23 protein-coding genes, 1 tRNA gene and 1 pseudogene are annotated in these 26,674 nt (G+C 65.1%); 21 read left to right on the plus strand and 4 right to left on the minus strand.

The features are described 5' to 3' along the window. The 8 genes and pseudogenes from HKL97_RS06695 to HKL97_RS06730 all read left to right on the plus strand — a co-directional run. Positions 1 to 121 (plus strand): annotated as a pseudogene (locus HKL97_RS06695) (carbohydrate ABC transporter permease); the annotation flags it as partial. A gap of 9 nt (positions 122 to 130) precedes the next feature. After that, positions 131 to 1,225, plus strand: coding sequence for an ABC transporter ATP-binding protein (locus tag HKL97_RS06700; protein WP_291423682.1), 1,095 nt, complete (start codon positions 131 to 133; stop codon positions 1,223 to 1,225). 2 nt (positions 1,226 to 1,227) lie between these two features. Further along, positions 1,228 to 2,598 carry a D-arabinitol 4-dehydrogenase gene (dalD, locus tag HKL97_RS06705; protein WP_291423684.1) on the plus strand — a complete coding sequence of 457 codons (1,371 nt, stop codon included), beginning with the start codon at positions 1,228 to 1,230 and terminating at the stop codon, positions 2,596 to 2,598. Between the two features lie 6 nt (positions 2,599 to 2,604). Then, on the plus strand, positions 2,605 to 4,053 hold the full coding sequence (xylB, locus tag HKL97_RS06710) for a xylulokinase (protein WP_291423686.1): 1,449 nt from the start codon (positions 2,605 to 2,607) through the stop codon (positions 4,051 to 4,053). Between the two features lie 120 nt (positions 4,054 to 4,173). Continuing rightward, positions 4,174 to 5,412 carry an ROK family transcriptional regulator gene (locus tag HKL97_RS06715; RefSeq protein WP_291423688.1) on the plus strand — a complete coding sequence of 413 codons (1,239 nt, stop codon included), beginning with the start codon at positions 4,174 to 4,176 and terminating at the stop codon, positions 5,410 to 5,412. Between the two features lie 38 nt (positions 5,413 to 5,450). After that, the gene (locus tag HKL97_RS06720) at positions 5,451 to 6,413 is read left to right on the plus strand and encodes a carbohydrate kinase (protein WP_291423689.1); all 963 of its coding nucleotides are present in this window, start codon (positions 5,451 to 5,453) and stop codon (positions 6,411 to 6,413) included. Between the two features lie 53 nt (positions 6,414 to 6,466). Then, a complete protein-coding gene (locus HKL97_RS06725) occupies positions 6,467 to 7,195 on the plus strand; it encodes an SDR family oxidoreductase (RefSeq protein ID WP_291423691.1) in 729 nt (242 codons plus the stop codon). Positions 7,196 to 7,342: 147 nt separating this feature from the next. Continuing rightward, a complete protein-coding gene (locus HKL97_RS06730) occupies positions 7,343 to 7,654 on the plus strand; it encodes a 2Fe-2S iron-sulfur cluster-binding protein (RefSeq protein ID WP_291423693.1) in 312 nt (103 codons plus the stop codon). Between the two features lie 56 nt (positions 7,655 to 7,710). Here the strand turns inward: HKL97_RS06730 and HKL97_RS06735 are convergent, their stop codons facing one another. After that, positions 7,711 to 8,292: a MarR family winged helix-turn-helix transcriptional regulator gene (locus tag HKL97_RS06735; RefSeq protein ID WP_291423695.1), complete on the minus strand. Its 582-nt coding sequence runs from the start codon at positions 8,290 to 8,292 to the stop codon at positions 7,711 to 7,713. Between the two features lie 239 nt (positions 8,293 to 8,531). Continuing rightward, the gene (locus HKL97_RS06740) at positions 8,532 to 8,834 is read right to left on the minus strand and encodes a Rieske 2Fe-2S domain-containing protein (RefSeq protein WP_291423697.1); all 303 of its coding nucleotides are present in this window, start codon (positions 8,832 to 8,834) and stop codon (positions 8,532 to 8,534) included. An 80-nt stretch (positions 8,835 to 8,914) separates the two neighbouring features. Here HKL97_RS06740 and HKL97_RS06745 point away from each other — a divergent pair, with 80 nt between their 5' ends. The 7 genes from HKL97_RS06745 (at position 8,915) to HKL97_RS06775 (ending at position 16,191) form a co-directional block, all read left to right on the plus strand. Beyond that, positions 8,915 to 9,946 (plus strand): YncE family protein, encoded by a 1,032-nt coding sequence (locus HKL97_RS06745; RefSeq protein ID WP_291423700.1) that lies wholly within the window; start codon positions 8,915 to 8,917, stop codon positions 9,944 to 9,946. 207 nt (positions 9,947 to 10,153) lie between these two features. After that, complete coding sequence (locus HKL97_RS06750) at positions 10,154 to 11,413, plus strand: FAD-binding oxidoreductase (protein ID WP_291423702.1); 1,260 nt, start codon at positions 10,154 to 10,156, stop codon at positions 11,411 to 11,413. Between the two features lie 24 nt (positions 11,414 to 11,437). Continuing rightward, a complete protein-coding gene (locus HKL97_RS06755; RefSeq protein WP_291423704.1) occupies positions 11,438 to 12,166 on the plus strand; it encodes an SDR family oxidoreductase in 729 nt (242 codons plus the stop codon). Between the two features lie 47 nt (positions 12,167 to 12,213). Further along, positions 12,214 to 13,083 (plus strand): universal stress protein, encoded by an 870-nt coding sequence (locus HKL97_RS06760; RefSeq protein WP_291423705.1) that lies wholly within the window; start codon positions 12,214 to 12,216, stop codon positions 13,081 to 13,083. Positions 13,084 to 13,331: 248 nt separating this feature from the next. Continuing rightward, entirely contained in the window at positions 13,332 to 14,882 is a 1,551-nt protein-coding gene (locus HKL97_RS06765) for a trypsin-like peptidase domain-containing protein (RefSeq protein ID WP_291423707.1), read from the plus strand. An 84-nt stretch (positions 14,883 to 14,966) separates the two neighbouring features. Further along, positions 14,967 to 15,041: transfer RNA gene (locus tag HKL97_RS06770), tRNA-Thr, on the plus strand. 607 nt (positions 15,042 to 15,648) lie between these two features. Continuing rightward, positions 15,649 to 16,191 (plus strand): hypothetical protein, encoded by a 543-nt coding sequence (locus tag HKL97_RS06775; protein ID WP_291423710.1) that lies wholly within the window; start codon positions 15,649 to 15,651, stop codon positions 16,189 to 16,191. 316 nt (positions 16,192 to 16,507) lie between these two features. Here the strand turns inward: HKL97_RS06775 and HKL97_RS06780 are convergent, their stop codons facing one another. Next, a complete protein-coding gene (locus HKL97_RS06780; protein ID WP_291423711.1) occupies positions 16,508 to 17,680 on the minus strand; it encodes an iron-containing alcohol dehydrogenase in 1,173 nt (390 codons plus the stop codon). Positions 17,681 to 17,932: 252 nt separating this feature from the next. On the opposite strand from HKL97_RS06780, the gene HKL97_RS06785 reads away from it, so the two are divergent. Beyond that, positions 17,933 to 18,313, plus strand: a complete 381-nt coding sequence (locus tag HKL97_RS06785; protein WP_291423713.1) for a YidH family protein — start codon at positions 17,933 to 17,935, stop codon at positions 18,311 to 18,313. Between the two features lie 81 nt (positions 18,314 to 18,394). Further along, the gene (locus HKL97_RS06790; RefSeq protein WP_291423725.1) at positions 18,395 to 19,891 is read left to right on the plus strand and encodes an ATP-binding protein; all 1,497 of its coding nucleotides are present in this window, start codon (positions 18,395 to 18,397) and stop codon (positions 19,889 to 19,891) included. Between the two features lie 2 nt (positions 19,892 to 19,893). Here HKL97_RS06790 and HKL97_RS06795 read toward each other — a convergent pair whose 3' ends face one another. Further along, on the minus strand, positions 19,894 to 21,516 hold the full coding sequence (locus HKL97_RS06795; RefSeq protein ID WP_291423715.1) for an ABC-F family ATP-binding cassette domain-containing protein: 1,623 nt from the start codon (positions 21,514 to 21,516) through the stop codon (positions 19,894 to 19,896). A 184-nt stretch (positions 21,517 to 21,700) separates the two neighbouring features. Between HKL97_RS06795 and ahpC the strand changes: the two genes are divergently transcribed. The 4 genes from ahpC to HKL97_RS06815 form a co-directional block, all read left to right on the plus strand. Beyond that, a complete protein-coding gene (gene ahpC, locus HKL97_RS06800; protein ID WP_291423717.1) occupies positions 21,701 to 22,264 on the plus strand; it encodes an alkyl hydroperoxide reductase subunit C in 564 nt (187 codons plus the stop codon). A 132-nt stretch (positions 22,265 to 22,396) separates the two neighbouring features. Continuing rightward, positions 22,397 to 23,956 carry an alkyl hydroperoxide reductase subunit F gene (ahpF, locus tag HKL97_RS06805; RefSeq protein WP_291423719.1) on the plus strand — a complete coding sequence of 520 codons (1,560 nt, stop codon included), beginning with the start codon at positions 22,397 to 22,399 and terminating at the stop codon, positions 23,954 to 23,956. A 20-nt stretch (positions 23,957 to 23,976) separates the two neighbouring features. Beyond that, on the plus strand, positions 23,977 to 24,876 hold the full coding sequence (locus HKL97_RS06810) for a hydrogen peroxide-inducible genes activator (protein WP_291423721.1): 900 nt from the start codon (positions 23,977 to 23,979) through the stop codon (positions 24,874 to 24,876). An 85-nt stretch (positions 24,877 to 24,961) separates the two neighbouring features. Beyond that, the coding region (locus tag HKL97_RS06815) for an autotransporter assembly complex family protein (protein WP_291423723.1) at positions 24,962 to 26,674 on the plus strand (1,713 nt) is incomplete at its 3' end.

Raw genomic sequence — 26,674 nt, forward strand, 5'->3', positions numbered from 1 at the left:
GGGGTTGTTCTGGGCCAAGCTTTCCGCCGCCTCCACCCTGGCTGTCGCCCCGATCCTGGTTTTCGGCTGGATGACCCAGCGCCAGCTCGTGCGTGGCCTGACCTTTGGCGCGGTGAAATAGGAGTTCTCAATGTCCACACTCGAAATCAAACAATTACGCAAAAGCTACGGACCGGCTGAAATCATCAAGGGCATCGACCTGAAGATCGAGGACCGCGAGTTCATCGTTTTCGTCGGCCCCTCGGGCTGCGGCAAATCCACCCTGCTGCGTATGATCGCGGGGCTGGAGGAAATCACCGGCGGCGAGTTGCTCATCGATGGCGCGCGCATGAACGAGATCACGCCCGACCGGCGCGGCCTTGCCATGGTGTTCCAGAGCTACGCGCTCTACCCGCACATGACCGTGGCCGACAACATGGCCTTCGCGCTGCGTCTGGCGGGCGTGCCCAAGGCTGAGCGCGAGCAGCGCGTGCGGGTTGCCGCGAAAACCTTGCAGCTGGAAGCGCTGCTGGACCGCAAACCGGCCAATCTCTCCGGCGGGCAGCGCCAGCGCGTCGCCATCGGGCGCGCCATCGTGCGCCAGCCCAAGGCATTCCTCTTCGATGAGCCGCTCTCCAACCTCGACGCCGCCTTGCGCGTGCAGACCCGTCTGGAAATCGCCAAGCTCCACCGCGATCTTCAAGCCACGATGATCTATGTCACGCATGACCAGATCGAGGCGATGACCCTGGCCGACCGCATCGTCGTCTTCAATGCCGGGCGCATCGAGCAGGTGGGCACACCGCTGGAGCTGTATCACAATCCGGCCAATCTCTTCGTCGCCGGCTTCATCGGCTCACCCAAGATGAACCTCATCGGCGCCGTGGTGCGCGCGCGCACGGCCCAGGCCCTGGAGCTCGCGCTCGACGGCGGCAGCGTGGTGAGTGTGCAGCCGGGCGATGCCGCGCCGGGGGCAAAGCTCACCGTCGGGCTGCGGCCCGAGCATATCGTGGTCGATCCGCAAGGCCCCATCTCCGGCCATGTGGAAGCCGTCGAACGGCTGGGCAATGAGAGCATCGCCTATATCGGCATCGGCGCCTCCCTGCCGCTCACCGTCAAGCTGCCGCCGCAATCGCCGGTCGCCCTGGGCGAGACGTTGCGTCTGGCGCTCAACGGCCACGCGGTCTCGCTGTTCGGTGAGGATGGTCACGCGCTGGGCTGGACCCGGCCGCAGGCGGGAGGTTAATCATGGCGGACGTCTCCATCATCCTGCACATCGGCCTGGGCTCGTTTCACCGCGCGCATCAGGCGGTTTATCTGCAAAACCTCATGGATGCGGGCGAGACCGGCTGGCGCCTCGCGGGGGCGAATATCCGCGCCGACATGCTGGCGGTTGAAACCCAGCTCATCGCCCAGGGCGGGGTTTACCATGTCGAAACCGTAACGCCCGCGGGCGTGCGCGCCTATCAAAAAATCCATTCCATCGGCGAGATCATCCCCTGGGAGCAAAGCCTGGCGGGGCTCATCGCCTTTGGCGCGCGCCCGGATGTTAAAATCATCTCCTTCACCGTCACCGAGGCGGGCTATTACCTCACGCCGCGCCATGAGCTGGATCTGGGATTCCCCGATCTGGTGAGTGACCTGGAACAAGGCACGCGCCTGACGATCTACGGCGCCCTGGCGGCGATTCTGCATGCGCGCATGGCGGCCGGCGCCGGTCCGCTCACGCTGCTCTCCTGCGATAATCTGCGCAGCAACGGCGCGCGTTTTCATGATGGCTTCACCGCCTTCCTGCGCCGGCGTGGCGAGGCCGCGCTGCTGGCGTGGGTGGCGGCCAACACCACCACGCCCAGCTCGATGGTGGACCGCATCACCCCCCGCCCGGTGGCCGAGCTGGCGCCGCGCGTGCGCGCGGCCTGCGGTGGCGCGGATGCCTGCCCGGTCATGGCGGAGGATTTCATCCAATGGGTGATCGAGGATGAATTCATCGCCGGCCGCCCCGCCTGGGAGCGTGCCGGCGCGTCTCTGGTGCATTCGGTGCTGCCTTATGAGGAGGCGAAAATCCGCCTGCTCAACGCCACCCATGCGCTCATCGCCTGGGCCGGCACGCTGCGCGGCTATCAGTTCATCCACGAAGGCACGCAGGATGCCGCCATCGCCCGCATGGCCTATGACTATGTGACCGACGACGTGCTGCCCGTGCTGCAGCCAAGCCCGGTGGACCTCGCCGCCTACCACGACAAAGTGCTGGAGCGTTTCTCCAACGCCTACATCCAGGACACCAACCAGCGCGTCGCGGCTGATGGCTTCGCCAAAATCCCCGGCTGGGTCACCCCCACCATCAACGAGCGTCTGACCCGCGGCGAGGCGATCGACAGCGTCGCGATGATCCCGGCCTTGTTCTACCTCTTCCTGCAAAGCTGGGCGGCGGGGCGCGTCGCGTATCAGTATCAGGATCAGGCGATGGATGAAGTGGCCACGCGCGCCATGCTGGCCGCCCCCGCGCCGCTGGCCGCCTTCTGCGCTGATAAAGTGCTCTGGGGCGCGCTCGCGGGCGATCCGCGGCTGGTGCAGGCCATCACGGCGGCGCATGCCCGCGCGCTGGCCTGGCTCGGCTGAAGCGCCATGTATCTGGGCCTAGACCTCGGCACCTCCGCGCTCAAGGCGGTGCTGCTCGCGCCGGATCATTCGGTGGCGGGCCAGGCCAGCGCCAGCCTCGCCATCGCGCAGCCACGGCCGCTCTGGTCGGAGCAAAATCCGGCTGACTGGGAGGCGGCTCTGTTCGCCGTCTGCGACGAGCTGGCCGCCGCCCACCCGGGCGAGATGGCGCAAGTGCGGGCCATCGGCCTCGCCGGGCAGATGCACGGCGCGGTGGTGCTCGATTCCGCCAGCCGCCCCCTGCGCCCCGCGATTTTATGGAACGACGGGCGCAGCCACGCCGAATGCGCGGCGCTGGATGCCGCGGTGCCCGATGCCCCCGCGATCACCGGCAACCGCGCCATGCCGGGCTTCACCGCGCCCAAGCTGCTCTGGCTCGCCCGCCATGAGCCGGAGGTTTTCGCGCAAATCCATCTGGTGCTGCTGCCGAAGGATTTCCTGCGCCTGCGGCTGAGCGGCGAGGCCGTGACCGACATGTCCGACGCCTCGGGCATGTTCCTGCTGGATGTCGCGGCGCGCGCCTGGTCGGCGCCGCTGGTGGCCGCCTGCGGCCTCACCCCCGGCCAGCTGCCCCGGCTGGTTGAGGGCAGCGCCCCCGCCGCCACGCTGTTGCCCCATCTGGCGCGGCGCTGGGGCATGGGGGAGGGCGTGATCCTCGCCGGTGGTGCTGGCGACAATGCCGCCTGCGCAATCGGCATGGGCGTGGTCCGCCCGGGGGACGGTTTCGTCTCGCTGGGCACGTCGGGTGTCATTTTCCGGGTGACGGATGGGTTCCAACCCAACGCCGCCGCCTGCATCCATGCGTTCTGTCACGCCCTGCCCGGCACCTGGCATCAGATGGCGGTGATCCTCTCCGCCGCCAGCGCCCTGCGCTGGGTCACGCGGCTCACCGGCAGCGCCGATGAGGCAAGCCTGCTGGCCCAGGTGGCTCTGCTGCCACCCGAGGCGCGCGCCACGGCGCCGCTGTTTTTGCCTTATCTCTCCGGCGAGCGCACCCCGCATAACGACGCGGAGGCCACCGGCGCCTTTCTTGGCCTCACCCATGCGCACGGCGCTCCGGCCTTGGGCTATGCGGTGCTGGAGGGGGTCGCCTTCGCGCTGCGGGACGGCTTGCAGGCGCTGGGCGGCGCGGCTGCGGACGCGCGCTTCATTCTGGTCGGCGGCGGCACGCGCAGCGCGCTGTGGTGCCAGATGCTGGCTGATATTCTGGGCATCACTTTGGTCTTTGCCGAAGGCGGCGAGACCGCCGGGGCGCTGGGCGCTGCCCGCCTGGCGTGGCTGGCCGCTGGCGGCGCGCCCGCTGATGTCTGCCGTCAGCCAGCCGCGCAGCAAGTGTTCACGCCAGCAAGCACAGGCTGGGCGCCGCGCTACGCGCGTTTCCGCGCGGCCTATCCAAACCTCGCCCGGCTGGTTTAATTGCCTCGTCTTCCGCATTGTCCGCACCGCTGCAAAAGCAAAGGCTTCATGTCGCTCCACCCTGTCACCGCTTCTGTTCAACTCTCCCACCCGGCGCCCGGGCGCGCAGGGTAGGTGGCCATGTCGCGCAAGGGCAGCAACTCACTGCAGATCCGCCAATACAACGAGCGTGTTGTGCTCGAGGCCATCCGCAAGCTCGGCCAGGCCTCGAAGGCGGAAATCGCCCGCAGCGCCAACCTCACGCCCCAGGCCGTGGCCGGCATTGTCGATGCGCTGCATAAGGCGGGATATGTGGTGCAGGCGGGCAAACGCCATGGCCAGATCGGCCAACCCTCCGTGCTTTATATGCCAAACGCCGAGCGCGCCTTCTCCATCGGCCTGCATGTCGGGCGGCGCTCACTGAACTGCCTGATCATCGATCTCTCCGGCAGGGTTCTGCACCGCATCACGCATGAATACGTCTACCCGACCCCCGGCGACGTCGCGGCCCTGGCCCTGGCGGACATTGCCCGCCTGCAGGCGCATCTTCCCGCCGCCCTGCGCGAGCGCATTGTCGGCGTCGGCGTCTCCATGCCGTATTTTCTTGGCTCCTGGCAAAGGGATCTCGGCTTTCCCGATACGATCGCCGCCGCCTGGAGGGAGTTCAACCTGCCGGATTATCTCATCAAGCATACCGATTATGAGATTTTTTTCGAAAACGACGGCTCCGCGGCCGCAACCGCGCAGCTGGTGCAGGGGCGCGGCGCGGCGGAGAGCAACTTCATCTATCTCTACCTGAGCACGGTGATCGGCGGCGGGCTGGTGCTGGGCGGCAATATCGAGACCGGCCCGCACGGCAATGCCGCCGCGTTCAACACATTTCCCGTCGCCCGCTCGCGTCTCTCCAGCGTTGAGCCGCCCAACGGCGTGTTTGAACTTTTGCAGCGCCGTGCTTCGGTTTTTGTATTGCTCAGGCATCTGCGCGCGCATGGGGTCAAAATCGAGCGCGCCAGCGAGCTGGCCTCGCTGGAGGCCGCGGCCCAGCCCTACCTGCGCGAATGGCAGGAGGACTGCGCCGAGGCGCTGGCGCAGGCCATCATCGGTGCCACCTCCGTGGTCGATGTCGAGGCGATCATCATTGACGGCATTCTCCCCCCCGGCCCGCTCGCGGCCACGGTCTCGCTCGTGCAATCCTTCGTGGCGGCCCTTGCGCCGGAAGGGTTTGTCGCCCCCGCCATCCGCCAGGGCGAGCTTGGGCCCTCGGCCGCGGCGGTGGGTGCGGCGGTGCTGCCGTTCTACGCCAATTTCGCCCCGAACAATGAGGTTCTGGCCAACAAGTTCCGTGTCGCCGCGCGCCCGCTGCTGCGCGGCAATGCCTGAAGGCTGCGGGCTGCGGAAAAATGTCTTGGAGAAGTCCAATGTTTCTTGTCTGTGGTGAAGCGCTGTTTGACATGTTCGCCCATGGCGGCGGGGAGGGCGGCGATGGCGCGTTGAACTTCGCGGCCCATCGCGGCGGCTCGCCCTACAACGTCGCGGTGGGGCTGGCCCGCCTGGGCAGCCCCTCCGGTTTTTTCACAGGCATATCAACGGATTTCTTCGGCGACATGCTGTTCGCCGCGCTGGCGCGCGAGGGCGTCTGCGCGGACTACATCGTGCGCAAGCCGAACCCCACGACGCTCAGTTTCGTCTTGCTGGATGCCGCTGGCACCCCGCGGTACACTTTTTTCGGCACCGGCGCGGCTGACCGCGCGCTCCTCCCGGCGGATCTTCCAACCCTCCCCGCCACGGTCACGGCGCTGCATTTCGGCTCCTTTGCCCTGGCCGTCGCGCCGGTGGCCGATACATTGCTGCAATTTGGCCGCGCGATGGCCGGTCAGCGGCTGATCTCCTATGACCCCAACATCCGCCTCACCGTGGTCCCCGAAATCGAGCTCTGGCGCGCGCGCGCCGCCGCGTGGCTGGCCATCGCTGACATCGTGAAGGTCTCGCAGGAAGATCTGCAATCGCTCTACCCCGGCGCCGATGAAACCGCGATCGCGCGCGCCTGGGCCGCGCAAGGCCCGGGCCTCGTCGTGGTCACGCGCGGCGGTGCCGGGGCGGTGGCGTATCATGGCGGCACGGAGCTCGCGGTCGCCGCCCCCGCCGTGAAGGTGGTTGATACCGTGGGCGCCGGCGATTCCTTCCAGGCGGCGCTGCTGCACGGGCTGGCCCAGCACGGCGTGGTCTCGCGCGCCACGCTGGATGCCTTGTCTCCTGCCGCATTGCGCGAAACCCTGCACCTCGCCGCCGCCGCCGGCGCGCTCACCTGCACCCGCGCCGGGGCGGATCTGCCCCGCGCCGCGCAAGTGCGCGCCCTGATGGACAAAACAGGCCAGGATTGAGCCGGCAGCGCCCGCGAGGCGGCAGAACGCAAACCCAGACAAGGAGAAAAGCCATGGCGAAAGAGTTGGAAGGAAAGGTGGCGGTTGTCACCGGTGCGGCGTCCGGCATCGGGCTGGCCAGCACCGGGGCCATGCTGGCGGCAGGCGCGCGGGTGGTGATGGTGGACCGCGACGAGGCGGCGCTGCAACGGCTTTGCGCCCAGTACGGCGACGCTGCGATGGCGCTGCGCATCAATCTGCTCGACCCGGCAGACTGCGCCACGCTGTTGCCGAGAGTGCTGGAGCTGGCTGGCAAGCTTGACATCCTGCACGCCAACGCGGGCTCGTATCTCGGCGGCGATCTGGTCGATAACGACACCAGCGCGATCGACCGGATGCTGAATTTGAACGTCAACGTCGTAATGAAGAACGTGCATGACGTGCTGCCGCACATGATCGAGCGGCGGACGGGCGACATCATCATCACGAGTTCGCTGGCCGCGCATTTCCCCACCCCCTGGGAGCCGGTTTATGCGTCCTCAAAATGGGCGATCAACTGCTTTGTCCAGACGGTTCGCCGCCAGGTGTTCAAGCACGGCATCCGGGTCGGCTCCATTTCGCCAGGCCCCGTTGTAACCGCGTTGATCGCCGAATGGCCGGCGGAAAAACTGCGGGAGGCCCGCGAGACGGGTAGCCTGCTGGAAGCGCGCGAAGTTGCCGATGTGGTGACCTTCATGCTGACCCGGCCGCGCGGCATGACCATTCGCGATGTGGTGATGATGCCGACCAATTTCGACCTGTAGCCCGGCGGCGTCAACCATCACCAATACCAGCTTGCGTATCCCGCTCATCGCTGTATGCGAGGCGGGAACGGAGGGCGCTGTGCCGCGCCTGCCGCAGTTTAAGGGGGATCGGGATAACGATCCTCAACGCAAAGGGAGAGAGACGACATGCCGAAACTTACCATCGTGAATCGCGCGGGTGCCGAGTCCGAGATCATCGCCAAAACCGGCATGTCCGTGATGGAAGCGCTCCGCGAAGCGGGCTTTGATGATATTCTGGCCCTATGCGGTGGTTGCTGCTCCTGCGCCACCTGCCATGTCTATGTCGAGTCCTCCCTCACGCTTCCGGCCATGAGCGCCGATGAGGATGACCTGCTGGACAGCTCCTCCTGCCGCACCCAAGGCTCGCGCCTGTCCTGCCAGCTTCAGCTCTCCGGCGATCTGGACGGCCTGCGCATCATCATCGCCCCGGAAGACTGATCCGGCTCTAAATTATAAAAACAGAGGTTTTCGCGTGTGATTTTTCGCGCGTGATTTTATGAGATCAACTCGCGCGCGCCGGTCTCGCTGCGGTTGCCGGCATCCAGCTCCGCGAGCTGGCTGCCAAATTCCTCGGCCCGCCCGCTTGTGTTGCCCTCGGCGGCGATCTCCTTCAAATTCTTCTTCACCGCATACAGCACGTCCTCGGTAATCCGCTGATGCTCCGGCGTGATGTTGCGCAGGATGCGCTCGTTCACCTTGGTGGCAATCGCAATCATCTTCTGGATCACCTCAAACCCCTGCCCGGTGATGAACACCCGCTTCACCCGCCGGTCGTTGGCGTCGGCGCGGCGCTCCACATGGCCGGTCGCCTCCAGCCGGTCCACCAGCCCGCCCACTGTCACCTTGCCGACCTCCAGCAGCCGGGCCAGATCCACCTGCATCATGCCGTCATTGCCGCCGCGCGCCAGGGCGGACAGCACGGTCCATTGCGAGCGGGTGATGCCCAGCGGCCGCATGGTCTGGTCCATCACCGTGCGGCGGATACGTGAAACATCATGAACCAGATAGCCGAATTTGAACGGCTTGGGAGATGGACGTTTCTCAGCTGGCGCGGATTTGTTAACAGCGGACGACATGCTCGTTCTCATGCTCCCAAAACTGATGGAATCTTGTTGCTTGGCATCATGCGTTAACTGGCGGCTTTACGCAACAAAAATCCATCCTGGGGCGTATAATTGCATAGTGGACTAATTTGGTAGTTATTGATTTTATTTAATAAAACAAACTGATATATCTTAATGGCGCAACATATGCTGGCATACCATGAACTATCCTGCGAAATTTCAAAGGCATCCGGCCGCGCCGCCGCGCGGGGTCAGATGTCGATGTCCAGAACATCGCCCCGCGCCGCGCAGGGGAACAGGCGCAGCGCTTTTGTGGTCAGTTGCGAGAGCGAGCGTCCGTCCTCCAGGCTGAACCGCGCGCCGTGGTGCGGGCACATCACGCTGTTGTGGCGCACCCGCGCGCCCTCCATCGAAAAATTCTGGTGCGGGCAATGTTCATCCATCGCGTGTAATCCTGCAGCCGTGCGGCACAGCAGCACCCGCTGCCCGGCAACCTCGATAATCGCACTCCGCCCTTCATCCAGCGGTGGCAGCGCTACGGTCACTTTCGTCATCTCAACTCCCAATCGTCCAGCGGACGCTGACTTCAAATCGTCATTTGCGGCGTCTGGGACTGCCGCCTAAGGGCTTGCCCATGAAAAAGCAATTTTACACCGGATTATTCGCAGCCTTGGCCTGCGCCGCATCTCCCGCCGCACAGGCCGCACCGCTCTACCATCTGGTGCAGAGCGTGCCGCTGGGCGGCGCCGCCAAATGGGATTATCTGCATTTTGATGCGCCGTCGGACCGGGTCTATATCTCGCACGGCACGGAGTTGACCGTGGTGGATGCGCGCACCGGCGCGATTGCCGGGCATGTCACCGGGCTGGCCGGCAGCCATGGCGTGGCGATTGATACCGCCGCCGGGCTGGGGTTTGCCGATAGCAGCCAGAACCGGATGATCAGCGTTTTCAGCCTGAAGACCCTGGCGGTGAGCGCGCGTGTTCCAGCGCTGGAAGATGCCGATGGCATGGTGTTCGACAAGCCGAGCGGCCAGGTTTTCACCGTCGGCGGCGATGCCAGCGCGGATCTGGTGCTGGACGGCGCGACACAGCGCCAGGTTGCCACCATCGCCCTGGGCGGTTCGCCGGAATCGCAGGTCAGTGACCAGGCGGGGGCAATTTTCGTGGATCTTAAAAACAAGAACGAGCTGGCGCGGATCAGCACCCGGACCGGCGCCATCACCGGGCGCTGGAAGCTGCCCGGCTGCGAGGGGCCGACGGGGCTGGCGATCGACCGGGCGCGCCATGTGCTGTTCGCCACCTGCCAGAATGCCCGCATGGCGGTGGTGAACGGCGATACCGGCGCGATGCTGGCGAATTTGCCGATCGGCAAGGGAACGGATTCAGCCGCGTTCGACCCCGTCCGCAAGCTGGCGTTTTCCAGCAACCGCGATGGCACGCTCTCGGTGATCGCGGAGGTTTCCGCCACGAAATTCGCGGTGCTGCCGCCGGTTGAGACAGAGCCCGGCGCGCGGACCATGGCGGTTGATCCGGCGACGGGGCGGTTGTTCCTGGTAAGCGCCACGGTGCAGTCCGCCACCCCGCCCAAGCAGCCCAACGCCGCGCCGTTTTATACGTTCCTGCCCGGCAGCGTGCGGCTGCTGATCTACGCGCCGAACGCCTGAGCCGGCGCAATCCCCGGATGCTCCACGTGGAGCGCCGGGAGAAAATACAGAATAATATACTGTTACTATTGAGATATTTTTTTCTTGCGCCCCAATTTGTGCAGGTGTGTTACGAAAAAACAACGAGTTGCCAGGCTGGGGCGTATTGCCCTCCCCGCGCGGGCGCGACACTATCGCCCCGGCTGATGGATTGTTGGGAAACACGCGATGAGCCTGGGGAATTATTACGAAGCGACCAAGCGCGTTGCGTTGCGCACCGCCCCGCTGGAGGGTGATCTCAGCGCGGATGTGGCGATTATTGGCGGCGGGATTACTGGGGTTTCGGCGGCGCTGCATCTGGCGGAGCGGGGCTACAAGGTGGCGCTGCTGGAGGCTGAGCATATCGGCTGGGGAGCTTCGGGGCGCAACGGCGGGCAGGCGCTGCCGGGGTTTGCCGCCGGGCAAGGCAAGATAAAGGCGCTGGTGGGGCCGGAGCGCGCGAAAAAGCTCTGGGATATGTCAATGGAGGGGGTTGCGCTGCTGCATGGGCAGATCGCGCGGTTCGCCATTCCGTGCGACCCGGTGCGCGGGTATCTGCATGCGGCGATCAAGCCCCGGCAGGTGCGCGAGCTGGAGGAGACGCAAGAGGAGCTGGCCGGGCTGGGCGCGCCGGCGGGGCGGATTTTGCGCGGGGCGGATTTGCGCGCGCGCCTGGCCAGCCCGAAATATCTGGCGGCGCTGGAGGATGAGGTTTCGGGGCATATTCATCCGTTGAACTATACGCTGGGGCTGGCGGCGGCGGCGCAGGCGGCGGGGGCGCAATTGTTTTCGCAGACGCGGGTGAGCCGGGTGGAAGCTGGCAAGATGGTGCGGGTGCATACGCCGCGCGGGGTGGTTTCCGCGGGGTTTCTGCTGGCCGCCGGGGGGGCGTATCTGGGCGATTTGATGCGTCCGCTGGCCGGATACATCATGCCGGTGGGCACATATATCATGGCCACCGAGCCGCGCGCGGATGTGCGCGAGATGATCCCCGGCAATGAGGCGGTGGCGGATTTGAACTTTGTGCTCGATTATTTCCGGCGCTCGGCCGATGACCGGATGCTGTTCGGCGGGCGGGTTTCATATTCGACGCTGCCGCCGCCTTCGCTGGGGTATTCCATGCTGCAGCGCGCGCTACGGGTGTTTCCGCAGCTGGCGGGGGCGCGCGTTGAGTATTTATGGGGCGGGAATGTGGATATCACCCAGAGCCGGGCGCCGCATTTTGGCCGGCTGGCGGATAATATTCTATTTTGCCAGGGGTTTTCGGGGCATGGCGTGGCGCTGACCGGGCTGGCGGGCAGGCTTGTGGCCGAGGCGATCGCCGGGCAGGCGGAGCGTTTTGATGTGTTCGCGGCGATTCCGCATGCGCGCTTTCCGGGCGGGCGGGCGTTGCGGGTGCCGGCGCTGTTGCTGGCGACCACGTATTTCCGGTTGCGCGATATGTTGTAGCGCGCGTTCAGGCTAAATATACACATGTTCATGAATCCGATTTTGATTACCGGCGGCGCGAAACGATTGGGCGCCGCGATGGCCAGGGCGCTGGTGGCGGCTGGTTATCCCGTCATCATACATGCCAACGGGTCCGGGCCGGAGGCGCAGGCGCTGGCGGCGGAACTGGGCGCGCGGGTGGTGCTGGGCGATCTGTCCGACCCGGAGGTGCCGGCGCGGCTGGTCGCAGAGGCGGGGCCGCTTGGCGGGTTGATCAACAACGCCTCGCGTTTTGTGTTCGATACGGTGGGCAGCACCTCGGCCGCGCAGGTGGCGGCGCATATGGGGCCGAACCTGATTGCGCCGGTGCTGCTGGCGCAGGCCTTCGCGGCGCAGCGCCCGCAGGGCGGCGTGATCATCAACATGCTCGACCAGAAGCTGACCAACCTGAACCCGGATTTTTTCTCCTACACGCTGAGCAAGGCGGCGCTGGCGGCGGCGACGGAGATGATGGCGCTGAGCCTGGCACCCGAGATCAGGGTTTGCGGGATTTCCCCCGGGCTCACGCTGCCAGGGCCTAAGCAGTCGGCCGAGAAATTCGCTCGTGCGTGGCGGGAGAATCCGCTGCGCCGGGGGGCCACGCCGGAGGATATCGCCCGCGCGGCGCTGTTTATATTGCAGACGCCCTCGCTGACCGGGACAGTGCTGACGGTGGACGGGGGGGAGCATCTGACGCACCGGCCGCGCGACATTGCCTTTCTGGCTCTTGAGTAGGCATTGGTATATATACAAAACTAATTGTCTTATCCGAGGAGGCTTCGATGTCGGTTCGCAAATTCCTGCTTCCGGTCAGCAGTTCGGCCTCGGCGGCGGCGGCGCTGCATGCGGGGCTGATGCTGGCCAGGATGTGGAACGCGCATTTGCAGGTGCTGCATATCCGCGCGGATTCACGCGAGATCGTGCCGATTGCGGGTGAGGGGCTTTCGGGGGCGATGATCGAGGAGATGATGAGCGCCACCGAGCGCGAAAGCGGTACGCGCGAACTGAGCTTGCATGAGCTGTTCCATGCCGCGACCGCGGAGCAGATGGTGAGCGTGGGGGATGCGGTGCCGGGGCGAAGCGAGCCCAGCGCCAGTTTTATTACGATGACCGGGCGGGAGGACCAGCTGGTGGCGCATCAGGCCCGGCTCTCCGACCTGACGATTGTGCCGCACCCGCTCGCCGGAGCGGATGTGGCGGCGGCGGATGCGCTGCATGCGGTGATCTTCGATTCCGGCCGCCCAGTGCTGCTGGCGCCGGTGGAACAGCCGGAGAGCATTGGCAAGCGCATTGCCATCGCCTGGAACGGGACGGCGTTCGCGGCCTCGGCGCTGGCTTCGGCGATGCCGTTCGTGCGGCAGGCGGAGGCGGTGTGCATTCTGCACTCGCCGGAATATTTCCGCCCGGGGCCAAGCGCCGCCGAGGTGGCGGAATATATTTCTCATCATGGGGTGAGCGCGGAGCTGCGGGAGTTTTATCCGCGCAACCGGGTGGTTGGGGCCGGGTTGCTGGCGGGGGCTGCTGAGTTTGGCGCGGATATGATGGCCATGGGCGCGTATTCGACCACCTCGCGGTTGCGGCAGCTGATTTTGGGCGGGGTGACCCGGCATGTGCTGGAACACGCGACGCTGCCGGTGCTGATGAACCGGTAGAGGGCGATTCAGACTTCAGATTGGCCCGCTCCATGAAATGCCGGGATTAACTGCCCTAAGGCTGGAATTGAGGATGGCGGGTGAAGAATTGTAACCGCGGCGGGGGTGTTTTGGCTGATTTTACTTGGCTGTGTCTTTTGGGTGACGATTGTTTCACCTCATGCGGCCTTACCGCCGCGCTAAAAACGTGCATTATTGATCGTTACGAATCGTTTGTCACGACGACGCCACAGGAGAGATAATTGTTCATGCGTATGAAAATGAAACGCGGCACGGCCCTGACGCTGGCGCTGCTTGGCGCGACCGCTCTGAATGGTCTGAGCAATGGCTATGCGATGGCGGCGCAACCCTCGCCTCTGGATGAGACCGCGGCGGTGCAGGCGAATTTTACGCCGGTGGGGGATTTTACCAATCTCGTGAAACGGGTGACCCCGGCGGTGGTTTCCATCGACGTGCACCTGAAGCTGAACCCGGCGGACGGCCAGGATTCCAGCGGCGACCAGATGCAAGGCGGCATGCCGCAGATCCCGGGCTTTCCGCCGGGCTTTCCTTTTGGCGGGATGCCGGGCTTCCAGGCGCAGCCGCAGGTGGTTGAGGCCAAGGGGTCGGGGTTCATTATTGCCTCCTCCGGGATTGTGGTGACCAACAACCACGTGGTGAAAGACGCCAAGACGGTTAGCGTTGAGCTTTCGGATGGCCGGAAATATCCGGCGAAGATTTTGGGCACCGACCCGAAGACCGACCTCGCGGTGCTGAAGATTGATGCCGGGCACCCGCTGCCATATGTCGAGCTTGGGGATTCGGCCGGGGTGGAGCCTGGCGAATGGGTGGTGGCGATGGGCAACCCGTTCGGGCTGGGCGGCACGGTGACGGCGGGGATTGTCTCGGCGCTGGGCCGCGACATTGGCGATGGGCCGTATGACAAGTTCATCCAGATCGACGCGCCGATCAATGAAGGCAATTCCGGCGGGCCGTTGTTCAACCAGCATGGCCAGGTGATCGGGATCAATACCGCGATATTGACGCCGACGGGCGGGTCCGTGGGGATCGGCTTTGCCATTCCCTCCGATATGATCAAGCGCGTGACCGGGCAGCTGATTGCCAGCGGCAAGGTGGTGCGCGGGTATCTGGGCGTGGCGGCGCAGGAGATCTCGCCGCAGGTGGCGCAGGCGATGGGGTTGGGAACGGCGGACCCGGCCCATGACGGCGCGCTGGTGGCCGCGGTTTCAGCCGGGAGCCCCGCGGCGAAGGCCGGGTTGCAGCCGGGTGATGTGATTACCAAGGTGGATGGCGCGGTGGTGGCCAATCCGAACGATCTGGCCGACGATATCGCTAATGTGGTGCCTGGGCACAGCACCGCGATCAGCTTTATCCGCGACGGGAAGGCGCATGAGATCTCGGTGCCGGTGGAGGTGATGCCGGCGAACCCGGATGCCGGTTTCCAGCAGGGCGGGAGCGGCCAGACAGGCCAGGCGGCCACTCAGGGCGACCTGGGGCTGACCTTGGCGCCGCTGACGCCGGACCTGCGCAGCCAGTTGAACCTGCCCGGGAATGCGGCGGGCGCGGTGGTGATGGCGGTTAAGCCAAACTCGCCGGCCGACCAGGCCGGGTTGCAGCAGGGCGACCTGCTGGTTGGCGTGGGGCCGCAGAACGTGACCTCGCCCGGCGACGTGGTGGCCGATATTGAGGCGGCCCGCAAGAGTGGGGCGAAGGCTGTGGCGCTGCGGATCATCCGGCAGGGGCAGGCACTGTTTGTGGGTATCTCCCTGGGCAAAAATAGCGGCGCCAGCCAGAACTGAAGGCGGGACGCCGCCAAATAGCGGCTGGCAGACTATGGGTGGTTGCGGCCTGGCCGCAGCTTCGATATAGCCTGCCAGCAGGTGGCCGACATAGCTCAGCGGTAGAGCAACTGATTCGTAATCAGTAGGCCCCCGGTTCAATCCCGGGTGTCGGCACCATTATAAATCAATGACTTACGAGGCATAAAAGCTTCCGTTGCGATGAGTCAGCGGCAAAATATGCTGCAAATATGCTTCAAAAACAGGTCGTCAACACGAGATAGACCGGGACAAGCCCCTGTTTTCACGCTCCCGTGACCGGCCAGCCCTTCACCGGCGGCACCTCCACAACGTGATTGCCGGTTGCAACCATCGCGGGAAACTTGCCGCCGATCATGCCGGTCTCAAGGAGGGTGTTTCCAAAACCTCAGCCGAACCGGGTGCAAAAACGGTGTTTGAGGTGTTTGAGGTGTTTGAGGTGTTTGAAACCCGATGTTTTACCCCTCAAACACAAAAAACCCGGCACGATGGCCGGGCTGGTTGCGGATATGGAGGCTCAGCACCAAGCACCCCCCTCACTAGACAGGACGGGGTGAATCTTGGTTCTCTCAGATAGCAACGATACGAGGGCGCTATGGCCATAAAACCATGCAGAGAATACGGCAAAGAGGTTAGTAGCCAAGCAAGGGCGTGCCCCCATTGCGGGGCAAAAAACCCAGCCCAGCATCGAAGCGGCTGTTTTATCCCGCTACTTTTGTCTGTCGGCTTCATAATCTTGGTTGTGACAATGATCGGATCAAACCAGGGAGGGCCACCCATCACTACAAATGCAGGGCAATCTCAGGAATCGGAGACACCCTCAGAAGCACCGCCGCCGGGTAGTTCAACGCAGCAGCCGCCCAATTCTAAAGCGCTCCAATCATATCAAGATGAAATGAACAATTATCTAATTGCGTTGAATGTTCCAATAGGAGCCAGGGGGCAAGTGGATATGACCCGAGGGAATCATATTTATGATAAATTCTCTCCCGGAATAATGGCCTGCCCAAATAAAGCCGATCTTAAGGCTTTACACGACGAATTCATGAAAGCCATACCGCAAGGACAACAAGCTGAACAGAATGTTGAGCAATTTGCTGCAAATGCAGGGTGCGTAATGATCCACAATTTTGAGAAGGGAGTTGCTGTTGCAAAAGATGACGTTGATCCGACGAAAAATTTTGGTACGGATGGCTATGTGCAGGTACAAATGGACAGCGGTATAGGAGTTTTTTGGATGCCGAACTCTGCCTTTGTCCCTCTTCATGAGCCGCCGCCGCCACAATCATAATCATTAACCGGACCACAACTCATATCCGTGTCACGGCCATTATCGGGCAGTGTCACCCGGACGTTGCCAACGGTTATCTCGTAGCACAGCGTTTCAACCAGCGTACCATCGGGCATCCGGTCAACGATCGTTCGGCGGATGACAAGCGGCGCGCTGGCGGGGGCGAGAGCGGCTTCAAGGGCGGCTAGGCGGCGCTTGATGCGTGGCAGGCTGGCGGGCGGGTGGTTATGGCCCCTGAGCCCCGGCCGGATTTTTACGCGGTGTGAGCGGAGTGCCAGGTGGCCGCACGCGCTGTGCGGCCATCCGGCGCTTGGTGTTACATGGCCGCGCGGAAGAGGGCGATGACCTGTTCCCGGTTCGCCTTGCGCGGGTTGGTGAGCATGCAGGCGTCCTTCTGCGCGTTATCGGCCATGACCGCGTGGTCCTCGGCCTTGACGCCCAGCGCGGCCAGGCCGGAGGGGATGCCGATGGAGCTGGACAGCTCGCGGATGGCGGCGATGGCGGCTTTCGCGGCATCGACCGTGCTCATGCCGTGGGTGTTCACCCCGAGCAGGCGGCCGATTTCAGCGAAGCGGCTGGTGGCGGCGATGAGGTTGAACTCGCAGATATGGGGCAGCAGGATCGCGTTGCAGACGCCGTGCGGCAGATTGTAGAAGCCGCCGAGCTGGTGGGCCATGGCGTGGACATAGCCGAGGGAGGCGTTGTTGAAGGCCATGCCCGCGAGGTATTGCGCGTAGCACATCGCGGTGCGGCCTTCGATGTTCTCGCCGTTCGCCACGACCTGGGGCAGCCACTCGCCGATCAGGCGGATGGCTTTTTCAGCGCAGGCGTCGGTGATGGGGGTTGCGGCGGTGGAGACGTAGGCTTCCACGGCGTGGGTCAGGGCGTCCATGCCGGTGGCGGCGGTGAGCGGGCCGGGTTTTGCCACCATCAGCCGCGGGTCGTCGATGGCCATCAGTGGGGTGCAGCGCCAATCCACGATCGCCATTTTCACATGGTTGGAGGAGTTGGTGATGATGCAGAAGCGGGTCATTTCCGCGGCGGTGCCGGCGGTGGTGTTGATTGAGATCAGCGGGGTCATCGGCACTTTGCTCTGGTCGACGCCTTCGTAGTCGCGGATGTGGCCGCCGCCGGCGGTGACCAGGCCGATGCCTTTGGCGCAGTCATGCGAGGAGCCGCCGCCGAGGGAGACGATGAAGTCGCATTTATTGTCCTGATAGACCTTTACGCCGTCATGCACGTTGATGTCGGTGGGGTTGGGTTCGGCGCCGGGGAAGATGATGGCGTCGATCCCGGCATCGCGGATGTAGCCGGCGATGATGTCAGCCACGCCCATTTTGTGCAGCCCGGCATCGGTGACGATGAGGGCCTTGCGGCAGCCGAGCGATTTGGCGCGGGTGCCTGCCTCTTTGGCGCAGCCGGGGCCGATGAGGGTGACGCAAGGGATGAAGAAGCTGTTCGTCTGGTCGGTAATCTGTTGGAAGGCCATGTGGTTCCTCATATTTTATTTGTGTGTTGCGTGGGGCTGCCGGGCAGTCACGACACGCAAATTTCTTTTATGCAAGCAGCGCGCCAGAGTGTGCGGCGGGGGTGCGGGGCGTGAAAAGCCCCATGATCCGGGCGCGGCAAGGGGTGAATTTGTGCCAAATTGGCACAGCTGATTTTGTGTGTGCTGCGAAACGTGACAGAATCGCGAACGCGGGCTGAAACGTGCGCGGGAACGAGGAGCCGGACATAAGCCATGACGATTAAAAGCTTCACGGACCATGCCGCCAACGAGCGCACGTTTCTGGCCTGGGTGCGCACGGGCATCGCCATCATGGCGTTCGGGTTTCTGGTCGAGCGGTTTGATATTTTCCTGCGGATCGCGGCGGCGGCGCTGGGGAAGCGACCGCATGCCCCGGGCAGCCAGGCGTTTGGCAATGCCGCCGGGCTGGGGTTGATCGTGGCGGGGGCGTTGCTGATTTTCATGTCCGGGCTGCGGTTCAGGAAAATAGGGAAGGCGATTGACAGCCCGCTGGCGCAGCCCAGCCCCGGCATGCGGCTGGATTTCATGCTCAGCTCGATGCTGGTGATCCTGGGCCTGGCGCTGGTGGTTTATCTGGCGCATGCGCTGAGCTGAGCGGGTGGAAGGCGGCGGGCGCTCGACGGGCGGCGGCCGGCTTGATAAGCCCCTGCTTTGAAGGAGGCTGTGAGTCGGCATATGACGGTTGCGATTGAGATGGGATATACGGCGGCGGGCGTCCCGGCGACGCTCGACCTTGAGGAGCTGCTGGCCACCCGCCTGCTGGTGCAGGGCAATTCGGGCTCGGGCAAATCTCATCTGCTGCGCCGGATGCTGGAACAGAGCGCGCCCTGGGTGCAGCAGGCGATTATCGACCCTGAGGGCGATTTTGTCACCCTGGCTGAACCGTTCGGCCATTTGGTGATAGATGCGCAGGCCCATAGCGAGCAGGGTTTGCAGCTGGCGGGCGAGCGGGCGCGCATCCACCGCGTTTCCACGGTGCTCAACCTGGAGGGGCTCGACGCCGAGAACCAGCTGCGCCGCGCCGCGGCTTTTCTGGGCGGGTTGTTCGAGGCTGAGCGGGACCATTGGTACCCGATGCTGGTGGTGGTTGATGAGGCGCAGTTGTTCGCGCCGGCGATTGCGGGGGAGGTGTCCGATGAGGCGCGCAAGCTCTCGCTGGGGGCGATGACGAACCTGATGTGCCGGGGGCGCAAGCGCGGGCTGGCCGGGGTGATCGCGACCCAGCGGCTGGCCAAGCTGGCCAAGAATGTTGCCGCGGAGGCGTCCAACTTCCTCATGGGGCGCACGTTCCTGGATATCGACATGGCGCGCGCCGCCGACCTGCTGGGGATGGAGCGGCGGCAGGCGGAAGCGTTCCGCGACCTGGAGCGCGGGCATTTCATGGCGCTGGGCCCGGCACTTTCGCGCCGCCCGCTGGGCTTGCGGATTGGCGCGACCCAGACCCAGCCGCGCAATGCCACCCAGCGGCTGATGCCGTTGCCCGAAGCGATGGAGGATGCGCATGCGGTGATTCTGGCGGCGCCGCCGCCGGAGGCCGCGCGGCCGCCGCGCCGCATGGCGCCGCCGCCGGCGCCGGACCTGCTGAGCCAGCTGATGGCGGCCAAGCCCGCCGTGCGGGAGGCCGGTGCGGATATTTTGGAAGCACCGCCGAGCCCCGAGGAGCTGGCGGCGCGGCGCGCGCGGCTGGACCGTATTTTGAACGCGCTGCTGGCGGACCCGGAGGCGGGGTTCCGCGCCATTGGCGTGCTCTACCAGGATTTTCTGGTGCGATGCCGCATTGAGGGGTTGGGCGCGGGCGCGCCGGACCTTGGCGCCTTCCGCCGGATGCTGACGCGCGCGCGCGCCGGGATCAGCGCCGAGGTGGCGCAGGACGATGTTTGGCAGGATGTGCTGGCGCGCGCCGCCATTTTGCCGGAGGATATGCAGGGCATCTTCATGATGCTCGCCCGCGCGGCGCGGGAGGGTGGGGCCTGCCCGGGCGATCTGGCGATTGCGCGCGCCTATGGCACACGCTCATTAGGCCGCGCGCGGCGGGTGCTGAGCTATATGGAGGAGCAGGGCCTGATTGTGTGCCAGCTGGACGGCGCGGGGCGGCGGATTGTGACGCTGGTGGAACTGGCCTGGGCTACCGCGCCGGGCGACCCCCATGCGGAGGAAGCCCTGGCGGGGTAGGCTCAGACGTGCAGGCCGGGCGCCTCGTGGCCGGTGCGCGCGACGTATTCCGTGTAGCCGCCGTCATATTGGTGGATGCCCTCGGGGGTGAGTTCCAGCACCCGGTTGGAGAGGGCGGCAAGGAAATGCCGGTCATGCGAGACGAACAGCATCGTGCCCTCATACTGCGCGAGGGCGGTGATGAGCATTTCCTTCGTGGCGAGGTCCAGATGGTTGGTGGGTTCGTCCAGCACCAGGAAGTTCGGCGGGTCGAACAGCATCAGCGCCATCACCAGCCGCGCCTTCTCGCCGCCCGAGAGTACGCGGCAGCGTTTTTCCACCTCGTCGCCCGAGAAGCCGAAGGCGCCCGCGAGCGTGCGTAAGCTCCCCTGGCCGGCGTGGGGGAACGTTGCGTCCAGTGTTTCGAACACGGTGGCGCCGCCGTCCAGCAGATCCATGGCGTGCTGGGCGAAATAGCCCATTTTCACGCTGCCGCCCAGGGTGACGGAGCCGGAATCGGGCGCGGTGGTGCCCGCCACCAGCTTGAGCAGCGTGGATTTGCCGGCGCCGTTCACGCCGAGAACGCAACAGCGCTCCTTGCGCCGGATGAGCAGGTCCAGCCCCTCATAGATCACCTTGTTGCCGTAACGCTTATCCACGCCGCGGAAATTCGCCACATCCTCGCCGGAGCGCGGGGCGGGGCGGAAGTCAAACGCCACGGTCTGGCGGCGTTTGGGCGGCTCGACGCGGTCTATCTTCTCCAGCTTCTTCACCCGGCTTTGCACCTGGGCGGCGTGCGAGGCGCGGGCCTTGAAGCGTTCGATGAAGGCGACCTCCTTGGCCAGCATCGCCTGCTGGCGCTCGAACTGGGCCTGCTGCTGCTTTTCGTTGAGCGCGCTCTGGCGGGCGTAGAATTCATAATCGCCGGAGAAGCTGGTGAGGTTTCCGGCGTCGATTTCGATGACCTTGTTGATGACGCGGTTCATGAATTCGCGGTCGTGGGAGGTCATCAGCAGGGCGCCGTCATAGCCGGCGAGGAATTGCTCCAGCCAGATCAGGCTTTCAAGGTCGAGATGGTTGGAGGGTTCGTCAAGCAGCATGACATCGGGGCGCATGAGCAGGATGCGGCCCAGGGCGACGCGCATCTTCCAGCCGCCGGAGAGCTTGCCGACATCGCCGTCCATCATCTCCTGGCTGAAGCCTAAGCCGTCGAGCACCTCGCGCGCGCGGCCCTCCAGCGCGTAGCCGCCCAGCTCCTCAAAACGCGACTGGACCTCGCCGAAGCGTTCGATGATGGCGTCCAGATGGTCAAACTGAGCGGGATCGGCCATCGCGGCTTCCAGCTCCGCCAGTTCCATCCCGATCTCGCTGACCGGGCCGGCGCCCGTCATCACCTCGGCAACGGCGCTGCGGCCGGCCATTTCGCCCACATCCTGGCTGAAGAAGCCGATGGTGATGCCGCGATCGACCAGGACGAGGCCTTCATCGGGCGCCTCCTGCCCGGTGATCATGCGAAACAGCGTGGTCTTGCCGGCACCGTTGGGACCGACGAGACCGATCTTCTCGCCTTTCTGCAAGGCGGCTGATGCCTCGATGAAGATGAGGCGGCTGCCGTTCTGCTTGCTGATGTTGTCAAGGCGAATCATGAAGTCCTCGGTGGTGGTGCGGTGCTCTGGCTCTTAGAGGCAAGAGTGCAGGGCCGCAAACCGCCGGGAGTTTTGTGGCTTATCGGTTAAATCGATTGTAGTGACGAATAAAATCAATTTCCTAAATGGTGGAAGCGGGCTTAGATAGGGGACGTTAACACCAATCCGCAGGAGCGAATAAAATATGTCGTTGATCAATACCGCTGTTAAACCGTTCTCGGGCCAGGCCTACAAGAGTGGCAAGTTCGTGCCGGTGAGCGATGCCGACCTGAAGGGCAAGTGGTCCGTGGTGTTCTTCTACCCGGCGGATTTCACCTTCGTCTGCCCGACCGAGCTTGAGGACCTCGCCAACAACTATGCCGAGTTCCAGAAGCTGGGCGTTGAGATTTTCTCGGTTTCCACCGACACGCATTTCGCCCACAAGGCTTGGCACGATACCTCCGAGGCCGTGAAGAAGATCGACTACTTCATGGTTGGTGATCCGACGCACGCCATCTGCCGCAATTTCGAGGTGCTGATCGAGGATGCCGGTTTGGCGGATCGCGGCACCTTCGTGGTCGATCCGCAGGGCGTGATCCAGATTGTCGAGATCAATGCCGGGGGCATTGGCCGCGATGCCAGCGAGCTGCTGCGCAAGGTGAAGGCCGCGCAGTATGTCGCCGCGCACCCTGGCGAGGTTTGCCCGGCGCATTGGCATGAGGGCGATGCGACCCTGGCGCCTTCGCTTGATCTGGTTGGCAAGATCTGAGCCATGACGGCATCTCCACCGCCGGTTCGCGGCGGTGGAGACGCTATGAAAGCCTGAAGCAAGCCTCCCCACACCGCCGGATACGCCGGCCCCGCGGGTAGAGGCGCTGAATTTTTCCACGGGAGCGGTTTTATGTTGGACAACAGCCTTAAAGGCCAGTTGAAGGCTTATCTTGAGCGCGTCACGATGCCGATTGAGCTGGTGGCGGCGCTTGATGACGGCGCCAGATCCCAGGAGCTGCTTGGCCTGCTGCGGGATGTGGCGGCGCAATCTGACAAGATCACGCTGCGGCTCGACGGGCAGGATGCACGGGTGCCTTCATTTGCGATCAACCGCGTGGGCGGCGATGTGGGCGTGCGTTTCGCCGGGCTGCCAATGGGGCATGAATTCACCTCGCTGGTGCTGGCGCTGCTGCAGGTGGGCGGGCATCCGCCCAAAATCACCCCGGAGGTGATCGAGCAGATCCGGGCGCTGCCGGGCGAATATCATTTCGAGACGTATTTTTCGCAATCGTGCCAGCTGTGCCCGGATGTGGTGCAGGCGCTCAACCTGCTCAGCGTCATCAATCCGCGCATTACGCATGTGGCGATCGACGGGGCGTTGTTCCAGGCCGAGGTGGAGGCCCGCAAGGTGATGGCGGTGCCGACCGTGCTGCTGAACGGCGGCGAGTTCAGCCAAGGGCGGATCACGCTGGAGGAGATTCTCGCCAAGCTGGACACGGGCGCGGCCGAGCGGGAAACCGCGGCGATTGCGGCGCGCGAGGCTTATGATGTGCTGATTGTGGGCGGCGGCCCGGCGGGTGCGGCGGCGGCGGTTTATGCGGCGCGCAAGGGCATCCGCACCGGGGTGCTGGCCGAACGCTTCGGCGGCCAGGTGCTCGACACCATGGCGATTGAGAATTTCATCTCGGTGCCGCATACCGAAGGGCCGAAATTCGCCGCCGCGCTGGAGGAGCATGTGCGCGGCTATGGGGTGGATATCATCAACCTGCAGCGCGCCACGGGGATTGTGCCGGCGGCCGGCGGGTTGATCGGCGTGCCATTGGCCGGCGGGGCGGCGTTGCGGACGCGCGCGCTGATCCTCGCGCCGGGGGCGCGCTGGCGGCAGATGAACGTGCCGGGCGAGGACGAATACCGCAACAAAGGTGTTGCCTATTGCCCGCATTGCGACGGTCCGTTGTTCAAAGGCAAGCGGGTGGCGGTGATCGGCGGGGGCAACTCCGGGGTGGAGGCGGCGATTGATCTGGCAGGGATTGTGGCTCATGTCACGCTGATCGAGTTCGACGCCCAACTGCGCGCCGATGCGGTGTTGCAGCGCAAGCTCGCCAGCCTGCCAAACACAACGGTTATCACCTCCGCGCTCAGCACCGAGGTGCATGGCGATGGCAGCAAGGTGGTTGGCCTGAGCTATAAGGACCGGGTGAGCGAGGCGATGCACCGGCTCGATCTGGATGGTGTTTTCGTGCAGATCGGCCTGGTTCCCAACACCGAATGGCTGAAGGGCGCGGTGGCGCTCTCGCCGCGCGGCGAGATCGAGGTGGATGCGCGCGGCGAGACCTCGGTGCCGGGGGTATTCGCGGCCGGGGATGCCACAACGGCGCCGTATAAGCAGATAGTTATCGCGGCGGGAGATGGGGCGAAGGCGGCGCTTTCGGCGTTTGATTATCTTATCCGCCAGGCCCCCGCGGCGTGAAAGCCTGACCGGGGGAACCGATGGTCTATCTGCCGACGCCGCAGCAGCTGCGCTATCTGGTCACTTTGGCGGAGACCGGGCATTTCAGCCGCGCGGCGGCGGCGTGCGCGGTGTCGCAGTCGACGCTTTCGGCGGGGATTCTGGCGCTGGAACGCCAGTTGGATGCGGCGATCCTCGACCGCAGCGCCACCAAGCATGCGGTGTTCACGCCGCTGGGGCTGGAGCTGGTGGGCAAGGCCCGCATGGCGCTGGGCGTGCTGGCGGCGCTGGCGGAGGCCGCGGATGCCGCGCGCGCGCCGATGACCGGGCCGCTGCGCCTGGGGATTATCCCCACCATCGGGCCGTTTCTGCTCCCCCGCCTGATGCCCGCGCTGCGTGAGGCTTATCCGGGGCTGAAGCTGTTCCTGCGTGAGGACCAGACAGAGCGGCTGCTGGACCAGCTTGGGGGCGGGCATCTCGACGTGCTGGTGCTGGCGGAGCCTTGCCCCTGCGGCGGGGCGGAGACGCTGGCGGTGCAGCGCGATGAGTTTCTGGTGGCCCTGCCCAAGGGGCACCCGCTGGCGGCGCGCGAGAGCGTGGCCGTGGCGGCGCTGGCGGCGGAGCCGTTTTTGTTGCTGGAGGAAGGCCATTGCCTGCGCGACCAAGTGCTGAACACCTGCGGCGCGGGGGTTGGGCGCAGCGCCGAGTTCGCCGCGACCTCGCTGCACACGCTCATCCAGATGGTTGCCGGCGGGCTGGGGCTGACGCTGGTGCCGCGCCTGGCGGTGATGGCCGGGATCACCGAAGGGGCTGATGTTGAGCTGCGGCGGCTGGAAGGGGCGGGCGGCTGGCGCAGCCTGGCGCTGGCCTGGCGGCCCAACAGCCCGCACGCGGCGGAATACCGGGCGCTGGCGCCGCTGATTGTTTCCGCCTGCGCGTGAGGGGGCGAGGCCGCGTATTGGCCAATCGGCCTGGACGTGGCAACCTCCCGCAATGCGGCGCTGCAAACTTCTTTGGTTGGCCGGCATGGCGGTTTTTATCGGGCGGGCGGCGCTGGCCGCTGATCCGGTGAGTTACACGGTCAATTTTATTCCCAGCGGGGATGGCGCGCTGGACGGGCTGTTACGGCAGAGCTCAGCACTTGTCGCGGTGCAGAAAAAACTCCCCGCCGGGCCGTTCGCGCTCATCGGGCGGGCGCGCGAGGATGCGCGGAAATTCGCCGTGGTGCTGCACAGCCTGGGCTATGATGGCGGGAGGGTGGAGATTACCATCGGCGGTGACGCGCTGGGTGATCCGGCGTTGCTGGATATGTTGAACGCGCTGCCGCAGGGCCGGAGCGTGGCGGTGCGGGTAACGCCGCATCAGGGGGCGCAATTCCGGCTGGGCAAGGTGCAAACCCCCGGCCTGCCGCCGGGGTTTGTGGCGCCGCCCATGGTGCAACCCGGCCAACCCGCGCTGGCCGCGCCGATTCTGGCGGCGGCTCCGGCGTTGCGCGCCGCCCTGCGCAATGCGGGCTATGCCTTTGCCGAGGTGAGCCAGCCTTGGGCCGTGGCGCGGCTTGCCACGCACCGGCTGGATGTTACCTATACCGTCACACCCGGGCCGCGCGTGCGCATCGGGCCGATCAGCTTCGAGGGGCTCACCCGCACCAACGCGGCGTTTCTGCGCCGGCATATCGCGCTGCGGCCGGGGCAGCCGTTCTCGGATACGTCTCTGGCGCTGGCCCGGGACTCGCTGCTGGGGCTGGGTGTTTTTGCCGCGGTGACGCCGGTGCCCGCGGGCAAGGCGGCAGCGGATGGCGAGGTGCCGGTGGTCTTCCGGGTTGTGCCGCAGAAGCGCCACGCGGTGACGCTGAGCGCGCTCTACGCCACTGATACCGGGCTGACGCTGGGCACCTCCTGGGAGGACCGCGATGTGTTCACCCATGCTGAGCGGCTGAAATTCACCGCCGCCGGGAACGGGCTGGCCGCCACCGGCACCAGGGCGCCGGGCTACGACCTGAAAGCCGTTTTCGCCAAGCCGGATTTTGCCGCCAGGGGGCAGATGCTCAGCGTTTCGCTGGAGGCGTTGAATGAATCCCTCACCGCCTACAGCCGCAAGGCGCTGCTGGGCGGGGTTGCGCTTTCGCGCCCGCTTGGCGCGCATCTCAGCTTCACCTATGGGCCCCAATTCATAGCCGAGCGGGTGCGCCAGCAGGGGGTCAACCGCGATTACGCGCTGGCGCAGCTGCCTGTTACGCTGAGCTATTCCACGGCGGATAATCTGTTGGAGCCCACCAGCGGGGTGAATGCTGCCGCCACGGTGACGCCAACCCTGCCGACGGCGGGCGCGGGCAAGCCGTTCATCATCGCGCAGGCGTCAGTGGCGGGGTATGTTCCCGTGGAGCCCGCCGGGCGCGGGGTGGTGGCGCTGCGCGGCCAGGTTGGAAGCATTCAAGGGGCGCCGGTGTTCCAGGTGCCGCCGGACCAACGGTTTTACGCTGGCGGTTCGGGTACGGTGCGCGGCTATACGTATCAGACGATCGGGCCGCTGTTTCCCGATGGTGCGCCCGAGGGCGGCCTGGCGATGGATGCGGCGAGCCTGGAGTTTCGCCAGCGGGTGGGCAAGAGTTTTGGCGTGGTGCCGTTCATTGATGCCGGGCAGGTGAATGCCGGCAGCCGGCCGTTTGCAGGCACGTTGCGGGTGGGGGCCGGGCTGGGGCTGCGCTATTACACGAGCATCGGGCCGATCCGGCTGGAC

Origin of the sequence: Acidocella sp. (genome assembly GCF_013044125.1) — a bacterium.
Lineage (GTDB): Bacteria > Pseudomonadota > Alphaproteobacteria > Acetobacterales > Acetobacteraceae > Acidocella.

Coding starts and splice junctions, on each gene's coding strand:
- xylB (WP_291423686.1), top strand. CDS start 2,605: ATGTATCTGGGCCTAGACCTCGGCACCTCCGCGCTCAAGGCGGTGCTG.
- HKL97_RS06795 (WP_291423715.1), bottom strand. CDS start 21,516: ATGATTCGCCTTGACAACATCAGCAAGCAGAACGGCAGCCGCCTCATC.
- dalD (WP_291423684.1), top strand. CDS start 1,228: ATGGCGGACGTCTCCATCATCCTGCACATCGGCCTGGGCTCGTTTCAC.
- HKL97_RS06760 (WP_291423705.1), top strand. CDS start 12,214: ATGTCGGTTCGCAAATTCCTGCTTCCGGTCAGCAGTTCGGCCTCGGCG.
- HKL97_RS06720 (WP_291423689.1), top strand. CDS start 5,451: ATGTTTCTTGTCTGTGGTGAAGCGCTGTTTGACATGTTCGCCCATGGC.
- HKL97_RS06775 (WP_291423710.1), top strand. CDS start 15,649: ATGATCGGATCAAACCAGGGAGGGCCACCCATCACTACAAATGCAGGG.
- HKL97_RS06735 (WP_291423695.1), bottom strand. CDS start 8,292: ATGTCGTCCGCTGTTAACAAATCCGCGCCAGCTGAGAAACGTCCATCT.
- HKL97_RS06755 (WP_291423704.1), top strand. CDS start 11,438: ATGTTCATGAATCCGATTTTGATTACCGGCGGCGCGAAACGATTGGGC.
- ahpF (WP_291423719.1), top strand. CDS start 22,397: ATGTTGGACAACAGCCTTAAAGGCCAGTTGAAGGCTTATCTTGAGCGC.
- ahpC (WP_291423717.1), top strand. CDS start 21,701: ATGTCGTTGATCAATACCGCTGTTAAACCGTTCTCGGGCCAGGCCTAC.
- HKL97_RS06725 (WP_291423691.1), top strand. CDS start 6,467: ATGGCGAAAGAGTTGGAAGGAAAGGTGGCGGTTGTCACCGGTGCGGCG.
- HKL97_RS06700 (WP_291423682.1), top strand. CDS start 131: ATGTCCACACTCGAAATCAAACAATTACGCAAAAGCTACGGACCGGCT.
- HKL97_RS06715 (WP_291423688.1), top strand. CDS start 4,174: ATGTCGCGCAAGGGCAGCAACTCACTGCAGATCCGCCAATACAACGAG.
- HKL97_RS06730 (WP_291423693.1), top strand. CDS start 7,343: ATGCCGAAACTTACCATCGTGAATCGCGCGGGTGCCGAGTCCGAGATC.
- HKL97_RS06750 (WP_291423702.1), top strand. CDS start 10,154: ATGAGCCTGGGGAATTATTACGAAGCGACCAAGCGCGTTGCGTTGCGC.
- HKL97_RS06745 (WP_291423700.1), top strand. CDS start 8,915: ATGAAAAAGCAATTTTACACCGGATTATTCGCAGCCTTGGCCTGCGCC.
- HKL97_RS06765 (WP_291423707.1), top strand. CDS start 13,332: ATGCGTATGAAAATGAAACGCGGCACGGCCCTGACGCTGGCGCTGCTT.
- HKL97_RS06785 (WP_291423713.1), top strand. CDS start 17,933: ATGACGATTAAAAGCTTCACGGACCATGCCGCCAACGAGCGCACGTTT.
- HKL97_RS06790 (WP_291423725.1), top strand. CDS start 18,395: ATGACGGTTGCGATTGAGATGGGATATACGGCGGCGGGCGTCCCGGCG.
- HKL97_RS06740 (WP_291423697.1), bottom strand. CDS start 8,834: ATGACGAAAGTGACCGTAGCGCTGCCACCGCTGGATGAAGGGCGGAGT.
- HKL97_RS06810 (WP_291423721.1), top strand. CDS start 23,977: ATGGTCTATCTGCCGACGCCGCAGCAGCTGCGCTATCTGGTCACTTTG.
- HKL97_RS06780 (WP_291423711.1), bottom strand. CDS start 17,680: ATGGCCTTCCAACAGATTACCGACCAGACGAACAGCTTCTTCATCCCT.